Annotated in this window: 15 protein-coding genes and 1 tRNA gene; 14 read left to right on the top strand and 2 right to left on the bottom strand. The window is 57.2% G+C overall.

Annotated elements, in window-relative coordinates:
* Positions 1–6 precede the first annotated feature (6 nt).
* The 12 genes from F8A88_RS02080 to F8A88_RS02135 all read left to right on the top strand — a co-directional run bounded on the left by F8A88_RS02080 (position 7) and on the right by F8A88_RS02135 (position 7,764).
* Complete coding sequence (locus tag F8A88_RS02080; protein WP_151149373.1) at positions 7–288, top strand: hypothetical protein; 282 nt, start codon at positions 7–9, stop codon at positions 286–288.
* A 157-nt stretch (positions 289–445) separates the two neighbouring features.
* Positions 446–1,126, top strand: coding sequence for a recombinase family protein (locus tag F8A88_RS02085; RefSeq protein WP_151149375.1), 681 nt, complete (start codon positions 446–448; stop codon positions 1,124–1,126).
* Positions 1,127–1,196: 70 nt separating this feature from the next.
* Entirely contained in the window at positions 1,197–1,553 is a 357-nt protein-coding gene (locus F8A88_RS02090; RefSeq protein WP_151149377.1) for a hypothetical protein, read from the top strand.
* Position 1,554: 1 nt separating this feature from the next.
* Positions 1,555–3,267: a hypothetical protein gene (locus tag F8A88_RS02095; protein ID WP_151149379.1), complete on the top strand. Its 1,713-nt coding sequence runs from the start codon at positions 1,555–1,557 to the stop codon at positions 3,265–3,267.
* 12 nt (positions 3,268–3,279) lie between these two features.
* Positions 3,280–3,684 carry a hypothetical protein gene (locus F8A88_RS02100; RefSeq protein ID WP_151149381.1) on the top strand — a complete coding sequence of 135 codons (405 nt, stop codon included), beginning with the start codon at positions 3,280–3,282 and terminating at the stop codon, positions 3,682–3,684.
* Position 3,685: 1 nt separating this feature from the next.
* Positions 3,686–5,023 carry a phage portal protein gene (locus F8A88_RS02105; protein WP_151149383.1) on the top strand — a complete coding sequence of 446 codons (1,338 nt, stop codon included), beginning with the start codon at positions 3,686–3,688 and terminating at the stop codon, positions 5,021–5,023.
* The gene (locus tag F8A88_RS02110; RefSeq protein ID WP_151149385.1) at positions 5,013–5,258 is read left to right on the top strand and encodes a hypothetical protein; all 246 of its coding nucleotides are present in this window, start codon (positions 5,013–5,015) and stop codon (positions 5,256–5,258) included. The genes F8A88_RS02105 and F8A88_RS02110 overlap by 11 nt, the downstream gene beginning before the upstream one ends.
* Before the next feature lie 96 nt (positions 5,259–5,354).
* Positions 5,355–5,759 carry a hypothetical protein gene (locus F8A88_RS02115; RefSeq protein ID WP_151149387.1) on the top strand — a complete coding sequence of 135 codons (405 nt, stop codon included), beginning with the start codon at positions 5,355–5,357 and terminating at the stop codon, positions 5,757–5,759.
* Between the two features lie 3 nt (positions 5,760–5,762).
* Positions 5,763–6,716: a major capsid protein gene (locus F8A88_RS02120; RefSeq protein WP_151149389.1), complete on the top strand. Its 954-nt coding sequence runs from the start codon at positions 5,763–5,765 to the stop codon at positions 6,714–6,716.
* 95 nt (positions 6,717–6,811) lie between these two features.
* Positions 6,812–7,048, top strand: a complete 237-nt coding sequence (locus F8A88_RS02125) for a hypothetical protein (RefSeq protein ID WP_151149391.1) — start codon at positions 6,812–6,814, stop codon at positions 7,046–7,048.
* Between the two features lie 80 nt (positions 7,049–7,128).
* Positions 7,129–7,509, top strand: a complete 381-nt coding sequence (locus tag F8A88_RS02130; protein WP_151149393.1) for a hypothetical protein — start codon at positions 7,129–7,131, stop codon at positions 7,507–7,509.
* A 12-nt stretch (positions 7,510–7,521) separates the two neighbouring features.
* Positions 7,522–7,764 carry a helix-turn-helix domain-containing protein gene (locus tag F8A88_RS02135; protein WP_241667313.1) on the top strand — a complete coding sequence of 81 codons (243 nt, stop codon included), beginning with the start codon at positions 7,522–7,524 and terminating at the stop codon, positions 7,762–7,764.
* Between the two features lie 101 nt (positions 7,765–7,865).
* Here F8A88_RS02135 and F8A88_RS02140 read toward each other — a convergent pair.
* Both F8A88_RS02140 and F8A88_RS02145 read right to left on the bottom strand, forming a co-directional pair.
* Positions 7,866–7,941: transfer RNA gene (locus F8A88_RS02140), tRNA-Ala, on the bottom strand.
* Positions 7,942–7,990: 49 nt separating this feature from the next.
* A complete protein-coding gene (locus tag F8A88_RS02145) occupies positions 7,991–9,529 on the bottom strand; it encodes a glycosyltransferase family protein (protein ID WP_241667314.1) in 1,539 nt (512 codons plus the stop codon).
* Positions 9,530–9,596: 67 nt separating this feature from the next.
* On the opposite strand from F8A88_RS02145, the gene F8A88_RS02150 reads away from it, so the two are divergent.
* Both F8A88_RS02150 and F8A88_RS02155 read left to right on the top strand, forming a co-directional pair.
* Positions 9,597–10,196 carry an RlmE family RNA methyltransferase gene (locus tag F8A88_RS02150; protein ID WP_151149399.1) on the top strand — a complete coding sequence of 200 codons (600 nt, stop codon included), beginning with the start codon at positions 9,597–9,599 and terminating at the stop codon, positions 10,194–10,196.
* Positions 10,197–10,245: 49 nt separating this feature from the next.
* The gene (locus tag F8A88_RS02155) at positions 10,246–10,995 is read left to right on the top strand and encodes a YebC/PmpR family DNA-binding transcriptional regulator (RefSeq protein WP_151149401.1); all 750 of its coding nucleotides are present in this window, start codon (positions 10,246–10,248) and stop codon (positions 10,993–10,995) included.
* Positions 10,996–11,009 lie beyond the last annotated feature (14 nt).

The raw sequence follows: 11,009 nt of genomic DNA on the forward strand, positions 1-11,009 counted from the left end.
TATGACATGGGAAAGAAAGTGATCAATCTTGATGCACTCAAGGAACGGGAAGTTGTGCTTGGCGGTGAGACCTACAAGGTACGCAAGCCGAGCGTGAAGGAATACATGAGCGACAAGTTTCAGGGTCTTGAAGGTAAGATGAAAGCCGCCAAGAATACCATGGAGCAGTTCACCATTTTCGTGGGTATGATCGTTGAGTATTCAGACATTCCCGAAGGGGTACTCATGGAGCAGGATGGAGACACCATTCTGACCCTTGCACAGATGCTTGTTCCGAGTGCGATTTAAACGACTCGACAGACGCAGAGACGCGCCAAGCAAGGACAGCATAATATTGGCTGTTTATTCAATGTCCTCAGTGTGTTATGCTTGACGCATCTTTGCACCTTTGATAGTGTTTCCAAACGACCCTTTATACACTATCAAAGCCAAGAGGATATAGCCCATGTGCAAGGTAGTTGCCTACGCCAGAATCAGCACAAACAAGCAGGACTTGGACAACCAGCGTCATGAGGTTGAGGCCTACGCCAAGAGCAACGGCCTGACCATTGACAAGTGGATCGCAACGGAAGAGTCCAGCCGCAAGACCACGACCAAGAGACGCATTGACGAGCTACTCACCACCCTCAAGCGGGGTGACGTGCTCATCGTCGGTGAACTCTCAAGGCTTGGCCGCTCCATCCGTGAGAATCTCAATATTGTGCATGAGCTTCACCGCAAGAGCATCAATGTCCACCTCGTCAAGGAGCGCATCCAGACCAATGGCGAGAGTGACGCGATAGGCAACATGCTCATAGGCAACCTGAGCTTTGCGGCAGAGCTTGAACGCCAACTTATCAGCCAGCGTACCAAGGCGGCACTCGCCAGACTCAAGGCAGATGGCATCAAGCTGGGCAACCCTCGCATTAAGGAGTTGCATGCTGACAGGTCCAAGGCCACGGCAGAGAATGACGAGCGACTCAGACCGATCCTGACGGGCTTGGTCATGCAGGGCATGACCCAACGGCAAATCATCGCAGAGCTTGACCTACAGGGCATCAAGACCATCAGGGGCAACCAGTGGTCTCAGTCCACCCTCATCAGCACTATGCGGCGGCTGGGCTTGAAGACAAAGCGCACCAAGTAGCCGCACCAACCACAACGACTTTAAAGACCGTGTTCAAGACGAACACGGTCTTTTCTTTTGGAGCACGAACATGACTGACGACATCAAGCGCGGACCCGGCAGACCGCCCACCCGCAACAAGCCCCATGAGGGCACCGAAAGGGCCATCAGAAGCGGCAAGCTGGATGGACGCACCAAGGCCGCAAAGAAGATCAAGCAGCACACCGAAGACTTCCGGCAAGACCCCATTGCCCACGTCACGGCAGAGCTTGAGGACGATGTTGCCGTCAACAAGCTCCTGAAAGACATGCTTGTCGGCTACATCGCCAACAACGTGGACAAGCTGACCCCCGATGAGATGGGCCAGTTGCTCCAGCGGCTCTCGGTGATCCAGACGTGCTCTGTGAGGGCATACAACTCACTGCTCGACGTGGTTGAGGAGGAGTAAGATGCCCACAAACAAAGGCCCAAATCTCAGCAGGAAGCCCAAGACAACCGCACCCCCGCCCTATGCTCCCAAGCCTGAATGGCTCGACGGCGCACAGGGCTTTTTCAATTGGTGTGAGGACGTGAAGCCCCGCATCCTGACGAAGCGCGGCCAGTACATTGAATTTCAGCCGGAACCGTGGCAACACCAGATCATCACTGATGTGTTGAGCACTGACGCCAATGGTGACTTTGCCCATGATATGGCCCTGCTCATTACGCCACGGCGTCATGGCAAGACCAACATTTACGCGCTCATTGTGCTCTGGCTCTCTGTGACACGCCAGAACCACACCACTCAGGTGCTGGGTAACACTGAGCAGCATGCCGAGCGCGTCCAGATGAAAACCCTCAAGGGCATCATCAGGCACACACCCAAGCTCTCCGAGTTGATCCCTGAGCCGCTCATTCAGCGGCACATGGTCAAGACCGTTGAGACATGGGGCAGCGTGATCCAGATGGCGGCGGTCAACATGTCCAACGCCTTCGGTGACAAGCTCAACGTGCTTTGGGTGGGTGACTTCCACGCATGCCCTGACACTGGTCCTTTTGACGCATACCAAGCGGCTCTGTTGGACTCTGAAAACACCCTGTGCCTCATCGATTCCAACCCCGACAGCGAAGATGGACACGTTCACACGCTGGAAAAAGACGCGGGCGAAGATGAGAAGACCTACTGCCACCGCATCGAATACCGGGACTTTGAGCACTACAGGGCCGAAGCCCCGTCATGGATCGACAGGCACAAGGCCGCAAAGCTCCAGCGCACCCAGCTTGAAACAGCCTTCAAGCGTGACATCCTTGGGCAGCGCACCAGTGCGGTCAACGCGCTCTTTCAGCCCGAAGACATCAAGGCATGTGTCTCCGATTTCAGCATGCCGGTGCCGCCTGAGAGCCTCAGTGATTTCTTCGACGGCAGAAAGTTTGTGGTGGGTGCTGGCCTAGACAAGGCCAAAGCCATCAGGTTGACCAGCAATGACCGCACCGTCTGGACGGTGGTGGCGAAGACGCCCAACGCCGATGACGGCGAACCCGAATATTGGGTGCTCAACCAAGTGACATGGGACTTGGGCTTCGACAAGCGCATCAAGACCCAGATGACCGAAGACTATAAGCGGTATGGGCCGGTTGGCATCGCCCTGGAGGCGTATGAGACCGAACAAATCCTTCTCTGGGGTCTGGACAACAACATGCCCGTTGAGACAGCCCAGCCCACCGCACAGGGCCAGTACAAGCCCTTCGTCACCTTGCATGAGGTGGTGAAGCAAGGCCGACTTCATTTCTCGAAAGACTGCAAGCACCTTGAACAGGAAATGCGGACCTTCCTTGTTGACGAGTCCACCAAGTTGCCGACCTTCGGCCACGCCAAGAAGTGCCACGATGACCATGTGTACAGCTTGGCATGGGCAATCTGGTCCATGCGGCACAAGGAACTTGCCATCTATGAGCTTCCGCTCTTCCACTGCGAGAGCAAGAGCCACCTGCAACAGTTCTGCTACCTGCGAGGCGGCACGGAAGTGCTTTCTTGCGGTCAATTCTGTGAGGGGCACTACCACTGCCGCCAGATGTACAACCAATACAAGGCGGTTCATCCATACACCGAACTGACCTTGCCGGAATTCCACGCCAGCAAAGTCAAGTCCAAGGGTGGTGGCCCCATCGTTTCCATCACCTAAACGAGGTACAACATGCCGACTATCACAACTGAAAACAGCTTTTGCACCATCGCAGAAGCTGACGATATTCTTGACAACTTTCATGCGGGCACGAGTTGGGCAGCACTGGACGATAACATCAAAGCCAGACTGCTCATCACGGCGACTCGCATTCTCCGCATGGTGTATGGGGTACAGGTCGAGGGGGCTGAGGCGGCGGTGTTGAAAAACGCCGCCGCCTTTCAGGCCGTCTTCATGCACCAGCACGGCGACCTTGTTGAGAACGTCATAGGGGCGGGCATCGCGCATGCCACCTCTGAAACGCTGGGCAGCATGGCCCGCGCAAGGGCCAAGGCGGGCTTCGACATCGAAGACGCCGTCAGCCCGTATGTGCGCCCGCTGTTCCCCGCTCAAACCATCGAACTCATGAGGGGGTAACATGGACCTGTTTGGACACACCAGAATAAACCCCCTTTATGAGGTGGTTCAAAGCGCCGAGACCAAGGAACGGAAAGACCGGGCCGTCAAGCGGCTCGACTACTACAACGGCGAACAGGTGGACTACCTCAACGATGAGATTGCCCGCACCTTCCAGAAGCCTGAGAAGGTCAAGCCGCTGGTGGTCAACATCGTCAAGAAGGTCGTGGACAACCTTGCCACGGCTTACATCAGCCCGCCCAAGCGCGAGGTTGAAGGCACTGACCGAGACAAGGAACTCTTTGAACATATTGCCGAAAACTCCATGCTTTCGATCAAGATGCAGGACGCTTCCCGACTCACCAAACTGCTCAAGACGGCCATGATTCGCCCGGTCTGGAGCAACGGCAAAATCAGGCTCGACATCCTGACGCCTGACATGCTCGACGTGGTCACCGGAGACGCCCCGGAAGACCTTGAAAAAGTCATCGTGACGCATGACCCCACCGGCTACACGAAGGACGTGAGGCGGCGAATCTGGACGCCTGACGAGGTGGTTACGACAGACCACCACTTTTCCATTCTGGAAAGAGAAGTGAATCCTTACGGGGTGCTTCCCTTCGTGCCGCTCTGGGATGCCCTGCCCATCGGTTCCAGTTTCTGGGTGAAGGCTGACGGGAACCTTCTCAACGCTCAGGACAGGCTCAACGACCTGTGGACGAAGCTGCTTCTGATGATCGACTATCAGGGGTTTGGCATTTTTGTCATGAAGGGCGGCAAGCTCAATGGTGGCCTGAGCGGTATGGAAGTGGTGCCGGTGGATGAAAACGGTGACCTCAAGGTGGTGAACCCCAGCCCTCTGGTGCTGGAGACCATTGAAGCCATCAAGGAACTTCAGCGGCAAGTGGCCGTCAACTACGGTCTGAGCGCGGCCATCATGAGCACCGACAGCAAAGCCGAGTCAGGCGTTGCCAAGCTGGAAGACAACCGGGAACTGCTCACCAAACGTGACCGGGAAATCGCCCTCTTCCGGGGTTATGAGAAGCGACTCTTCGACCTCATCAAGATCGTCTGGAACACCAACAACCCGACCCAGAGCTTCAGCGATAGTGCCGAGCTTGCCGTTGACTTCGCAGAGGTCAAGAAGAGCCTCTCTGAGTCCGAACGGCGGGAAATCTGGGAACGAGACCTTGAGCTTGGCATTAAAGACCGGGCTGACATCCTGATGGAGGCCAACCCGGACTTCACCGACAGGGAAGAGGCGAAGGCCTACCTGATGGAGCGCAGACGCTTCAACGGTGAGTATGTGAACGACATTGAACAAAACTACCCCGATATGGAGGAAGAGAATGAATTGTAACAACGCCCTTGGCGTGAATAGCATCGCCATGAATGCGATTTTGGAACTGGTTGGTGGCATCTGTTATGCGAGGCAGATTATCAGGTATTCTGACCTTGAAGACAAAGAGACCTGTGACGAGTCGTTGAGACGATATGAGGAGTGCGGTCTGGGCGTGCTCGACGTGCTGAACAACAATATGGACGCCATTCGTGAGCAGGTCAGCAAAATCGACCCAGCCCCCAACGACGACTAGCCCACCCCGGTGGGCTTTTTCATTTCAGGCGTGGAGCATTGCCCCACGCCTTTCTTTTTCAACCGCCTCCCAAGGCACAAAATGCGAGGTTCCGTAATGGAAAATCAAAACACCGGCATCGTCCCCGACAGCGACGAACAGACCCCGAATCAGGACACCGGCAACGCCCCCGACAGTGGCGCAACAGAGGACACCGGCACCGAGCACATGCTACCCAAGTCGCGCTTCGACAAGGTCAACAACAAGCTCAAGGACATGACCACCCAGATTGAAGGGCTGGTCGCCGTCGAGCTTGAGGCTCTGCCCGAAGACATGCGCGACATCGTGCCCGACCTCGACCCCGTGGCAAAGCTCAAGTGGCTCCAGAAGGTCAAGGCCAAGGGCGTCTTCAACAAGGCACCCGTCCGCACCTCTGACCCTGATTCCAAGCGGCCCGATACCCCGAAAAACAACGCTGGTGCTTCCGAGTATGAGAAGTACCTCAAATCCACTGGAGCTTAATCAATGCCCATCAATGCTACTGACTTCGCTGATGCGAAGAACCCCGAACTGTACAAGACCATCGTGGAGACCGTGAACGGTGCCAGCCCCGTGCTGGACTTCCTGCCGTTCATGCCGCTCAACAACGACACCTTCAAGTACAACTCTGAAGGTCTGCTTCCCGGCGTTGCCTATCGCAACTACAACGAGGAATACACCGAGAACACCAGCGTGGTTGTTCCGAGCGTGGAATACCTCCGCATCTTCGGTGGTGACTCTGACATTGACGTGAAGATGATGGAAGCCAACGGCGGCATCGCCTACCGCGCCAACGAAGACCGCAAGAAAGCGAAAGCGCAGGCTCTGTTCTTCGCCAATGAGTTCTTCGTTGGTGACTCCGAAAACAACACCGTGAACCGCATTGACGGCCTCCGCGCCCGTCTGACCGGCGATCAGGTGCTTGACGCTGGCTCTTCTGACGGCGGCGATGAACTGACCCTCGACATGCTTGACGAACTCATCGTGTCTGTGGACGGTGAAAACCCGGACGTGCTGTTCATGAATCCCAAGCTGTGGCTCAAGGTCAACAAGCTGGTGCAGGGCACCGCCCGCGCCACCGAACAGGTCTCGGGCAACTTCGGCAAGCTGTACCCCACCTACGCTGGCATCCCCATCGCCAAGATCGGCAGCGTGAGCATGGACAACCCGGCCAACCCCGGCACCCCCATCGTGCTCAACCCGCTGGGCTTCAATGAGCCTGACCTTGATGACGGTTCCCAGAGCGTCACCACGTCCATCTACGCCGTGAAGTTCGGCAAGGGCGAGTACGTCTCTGGCCTCCAGTGCGGTGCCTTCGATGTCGAGGATTGCGGCAAGCTCCCCGGCATGAACAAGGAGCGCACCAAGCTGGATTGGATGGCTGGCCTCGCCACCTTCCACCCGAAGAGCGCGGCCCGTCTGCGTGGCCTGAAAGGCTAATTGAAAACAAGGGAACGGTCTGATGGCCGTTCCCTTTTATGCGTTGCAATGTTATAGAGCCTCTGGTTTTAGAAATCATAAACAGGGGTTACTTGATGAAACTCTTCAACATCGAAATCACCGAGGACGTTGGATTCGCTTTGATTCTGCTTGCTATGATGTCTCCCTTTATTGTGGGTTTTATAGCCTACAAGTGGGACGGTCATTTTTTCCCGCAAGAGAATTGTTGGAAGGTCCAAGAGGTCAATGGCCGCATCTTTAAGGTGAACACCTGCAACGGCGAAGTTGAAGAAATCAAGGAAGCTGACGCAAACAACGCAACGAAGAAATAACACAACGAAGCGGACTTGAATTGCAAGGCCCACCCTTTGGTTGAGGGGTGGGCCTTTTCTTTTGCCCAAGGAGACTCCCCATGATTTCTACTGTCATCATTGACCATATCGCTACCAATGTGCCCGACCTCACCACTGGCGAAAACCTCTTTGCCGAACAGAGCAAAGGCAATCAGACCGTGACCGTCATCACCCGTGACCTTGCCCCGTGGCCGGGTATGCCGCAGAATTTCCGCAAAGCCCTGATTGAGGTTGAAGTGAAGGGTTATTCCATGCAGGAAGCTCACGCACTCGCAGAAGGTCTGCTGCCTCATGTCAACGGTTTGCAGCACACGACCTTTGAGGCCAATGGCAAGACGTACAAGACCAGTTCCATTGAGAACCGCATGTGCCCCCGTTTTGTGGGTGACAACACTGTGACCTTTTCTTTTGCCCTCTACTTTGTCGTGGAGGGTGCATAGATGAAGGCCTACATGAATCAGATCAAAGCGGCAGAGTATTGCGGCTACAGCGTGGACACGTTTAGGAGGCACCTGAGAAGCTACCCCTTGCCCAAATATGGCCCGAAGAGGAATCGGTTCAAGGCCATCGACCTCGACGCATGGATGGAAGACCCGCACAAGTTCAAGGTGATCACGATGAGGCCGAGGGCAGAAAAAATGCTCTCTCTGGCAGAGCAGAAGGCCGCAGTTTTCGGGTATGGCAAGACCGGGTAGGGCGGTATGGAAAGGCCCGTATGGCACCGGCTCAGTATGGTAAAATGGTATGGTAAATGAAAAGGCACTCACAGATCGTATCTGTAAGTGCCTGTTTTTCTTGGTGGAGACGAAGAGATTTGAACTCTCGACCCCTGCCTTGCGAAGGCAGTGCTCTCCCAGCTGAGCTACGTCCCCGTTGAGGATTCGGTTTGTACTTCTTTTCGTACCGGAGGACAAGGGGTTTTTATGCGCGGGGCGGGACGAGGCGCGGCTCGTCCAGTTCCAGCGTTTGCAGCAGGGAGGCCACGCGCTGGGTGTATGTGTGCTCCATGAGGATGAGCGCTTCCCACGATGCGCGCAGTTCGCGGGTGCGGGCCGGGTGGGCGTGGAACTGTTCCCGCTTGGCGGCGATGTCGTCCGGCGCGGCAAAGGTCACGGCTTGGGCCATGTCTTCCGGGAAAAGGCCCATGCCCGGCGTGTTGTCCGTGAGCAGGAAGCCTCCGGCGCACCAGACGTCGAAATGCCGCTGGGTCAGGGCCGCGGGGAGCTGCATGCTGGTCATGTTCAGGCAGATGAGCGCCTCGCGGTACACGGCGGGCAGGCCCGCATAGTAATCCACGGGCGGGCGGACGTCCGCATTTGGCAGCAGCGCGTTCCAGCCCTCGTCGCCGAATATGGTCAGTTCCGGCGTGGCCGCAAGGCACATGGCGCGCCATGCCTTGCCGGACTCCTCGGCCGCGTGGCCCAAAGCGCGGCTCTCGTTGCCGGGCCAGAGCCGGTCCGCGTCCAGCCGCTCATGCCACCAATGGAAATCCGGGCGTTGCCCCTGTTGCAGCATGGCGCGGGCCTGTTCGAAAATATTCGCGTCCAGCTTTTGGCCCGCATAGTAGCGCTCCTTGTCCGGGAACTCCGAGCGGCCCACGAAGACCATGCGTTCCTCGATGCCCCGGGCATGGCCGGGCAGCGAGCCTGTGCCGCGAAAAAGATCCGGGCTGGCGGCCAGCGGCAGGAAATGCACGTGTCGTGCGCCCAGTTCGCGCAGCGGCAGCATGTAGCTGGAGTCGGTCATGAACAGCTGCATCTGCTGCCAATAGGAGGACTTGAGGCCCGTGAGGATGCTGAACGGGTTGTCCACCAGCCATGTGGCCACCGTGCATCCGGCCTCGCGCAACAGGCTGTATCCGAGCCCGAACGGGTCCAGCCCCTTGAAGTTCACGGAAAGGAACAGGGCCGGGGTTTCGTCCCGCAGCAGTTTGGGCAGAGCTGTGCCCGCGGAGCGGGAAAGCTGGTCCGGGTCGGGGGTGCGCACGGTGAATCCGGCCTCGGCAAAGGCCAGCCCCAACTCTCTGCCCAGCAGGTCGTTTTCGCCGTGGGGAATCCACACGCTGCGTTTTTTCGGTCCATTGGGTGCGTGGGTAGCCGAAAGCCGGGCCACCAGCGGCATCCAGAAGGCCGGAAAGGCCCGGATGCCCGGCGAATAGCGCAGGACGCGCGCCTTGCGCAGGAGCTTGGGCGTGATGTTGTCCGGCTGCACGCGCCGGAATTGTCCGGGAATGCGCTCTGCCCAGTCCGGCCCCATTTGCTCCTCGAATTCAGGGCTTTCCACATAGTGCACCGGCCCGGACACGGGAAACCATTCGGGCAGCCGGTCCGGTTCCGGCCCGAGCCCCATGAACAGGGTTTCCACGCCAAGCCCCCGGCATTCGAACTGCTCGGCGGCTGCGGGCATGGATTGCTTTTTGCCCAGTTCATTGATGATTTGGGCGTGTCGGGGTCGGTTCACGGGTACAGCCTTGGCTAATGCGCCGGTTTCGGCTACTGTCCGCCCACATCGGCAACGGAGCAGCATTATGAAGAAATATAAGGATCACTATTTCAAGCGGGCCAAAAAGGACAACTTTGCGGCCCGGTCGGTCTACAAGCTTCAGGAGATCGACAAGCGTTTCAAGATTTTTCGCAAGGGCCAGACCGTCATCGACCTGGGCGCGGCACCGGGGTCATGGACCCAGTGGGCCTCCAATAAGGTCGGTCCGAACGGCCGCGTGCTCGGCGTGGACCTGCAGGACACGGAAACCGCATTTGCGGACAACGTGGTCTTTTTGCAGTCGGACGTGTTTTCGGACGCGCCCGAACTGCTGGCGGCCATGGAACCGCTGGTCCCGTTCGATCTCGTTATCAGCGACATGGCACCCAAAACAACCGGAGTCAAGTTCGCGGACCAGGCCAACAGTCTTGAACTGTGCGAAAAGGCCTTTGAAATAGCGTTGAAGCATTTGAAAGAGGGCGGCCACTTCGTGGTCAAGAATTTCGAGGGGCCGGATACCCGGTCCTACATCGATTCGTTGCGTCCGCATTTCTCGTCGGTGAAGGTCTTCAAGCCCAAGAGTTCGCGGGCGGAAAGCAAGGAGACCTTCATTGTCGGACTTGGCTTTACGGACGCCAAAGGGTAAAAGAACTGGTTCAGATTCGATCAGGAACTACATTTTTCAGGAGGAATATATGGCCGGACACAGTAAATGGGCAAACATCCAGCATCGCAAGGGACGTCAGGACGCCAAAAAGGCGAAATTCTTCACCAAGGCCGCCAAGGACATCATTCTGGCCGCCAAGGCCGGGGGCGGCAACCCCGAGGACAACTCCACCCTGCGTCTTGCCATCCAGAAGGCCAAGGCCGTGAACCTGCCCAAGGACAAGATCGAGAACGCCATCAAGAAGGGCACCGGCGAGATCGCGGGCGGCGACATCAACGAGGTTGTTTATGAAGGATACGCCCCGGGCGGCGTGGCCGTGCTCATCGAGGCCGCCACGGACAACAAGAACCGCACCGTGGCGGAAATCCGCCACACGCTCGGCAAGCACGGCGGCAACATGGGCGAGGCCGGTTCGGTTTCGTGGATGTTCAACAAGAAAGGCGTGCTGACTTTTTCCAAGGAAAAGTTCGACGAGGAACAGCTCATGGAAGTGGGGCTGGAAGCCGGTGCCGAAGACATCATCGACGACGGCGACGTCTTTTCCGTGCACTGCGAACCTTCCGACTACATGCCCGTGCAGCAGGCCTTTGACGATGCGGAAATGGCCTATGAAGAATCCGAACTTTCCCAGGTTCCCGAAAACATGGTTCCCGTGGACAAGGAAACCGGCGCCAAGGTCATCAAGCTCATTGATGCCATCGAGGAAAACGAGGACGTGCAGAACGTCTACGTGAACGCCGACTTCCCGGACGATCTGCTGGACGAGATGGCCGACTAGCCGGTCGTTTGTAC

The sequence above is a fragment of the Pseudodesulfovibrio senegalensis genome, from assembly GCF_008830225.1.
GTDB classification, from domain to species: domain Bacteria; phylum Desulfobacterota; class Desulfovibrionia; order Desulfovibrionales; family Desulfovibrionaceae; genus Pseudodesulfovibrio; species Pseudodesulfovibrio senegalensis.

Bases quoted from the DNA above. Each gene is read 5' to 3' on its own strand.
- F8A88_RS02105 (WP_151149383.1), top strand. From the start codon at position 3,686: ATGGACCTGTTTGGACACACCAGAATAAACCCCCTTTATGAGGTGGTT.
- F8A88_RS02125 (WP_151149391.1), top strand. From the start codon at position 6,812: ATGAAACTCTTCAACATCGAAATCACCGAGGACGTTGGATTCGCTTTG.
- F8A88_RS02155 (WP_151149401.1), top strand. From the start codon at position 10,246: ATGGCCGGACACAGTAAATGGGCAAACATCCAGCATCGCAAGGGACGT.
- F8A88_RS02095 (WP_151149379.1), top strand. From the start codon at position 1,555: ATGCCCACAAACAAAGGCCCAAATCTCAGCAGGAAGCCCAAGACAACC.
- F8A88_RS02090 (WP_151149377.1), top strand. From the start codon at position 1,197: ATGACTGACGACATCAAGCGCGGACCCGGCAGACCGCCCACCCGCAAC.
- F8A88_RS02120 (WP_151149389.1), top strand. From the start codon at position 5,763: ATGCCCATCAATGCTACTGACTTCGCTGATGCGAAGAACCCCGAACTG.
- F8A88_RS02110 (WP_151149385.1), top strand. From the start codon at position 5,013: ATGAATTGTAACAACGCCCTTGGCGTGAATAGCATCGCCATGAATGCG.
- F8A88_RS02080 (WP_151149373.1), top strand. From the start codon at position 7: ATGGGAAAGAAAGTGATCAATCTTGATGCACTCAAGGAACGGGAAGTT.
- F8A88_RS02135 (WP_241667313.1), top strand. From the start codon at position 7,522: ATGAATCAGATCAAAGCGGCAGAGTATTGCGGCTACAGCGTGGACACG.
- F8A88_RS02100 (WP_151149381.1), top strand. From the start codon at position 3,280: ATGCCGACTATCACAACTGAAAACAGCTTTTGCACCATCGCAGAAGCT.
- F8A88_RS02150 (WP_151149399.1), top strand. From the start codon at position 9,597: ATGAAGAAATATAAGGATCACTATTTCAAGCGGGCCAAAAAGGACAAC.
- F8A88_RS02115 (WP_151149387.1), top strand. From the start codon at position 5,355: ATGGAAAATCAAAACACCGGCATCGTCCCCGACAGCGACGAACAGACC.
- F8A88_RS02085 (WP_151149375.1), top strand. From the start codon at position 446: ATGTGCAAGGTAGTTGCCTACGCCAGAATCAGCACAAACAAGCAGGAC.
- F8A88_RS02130 (WP_151149393.1), top strand. From the start codon at position 7,129: ATGATTTCTACTGTCATCATTGACCATATCGCTACCAATGTGCCCGAC.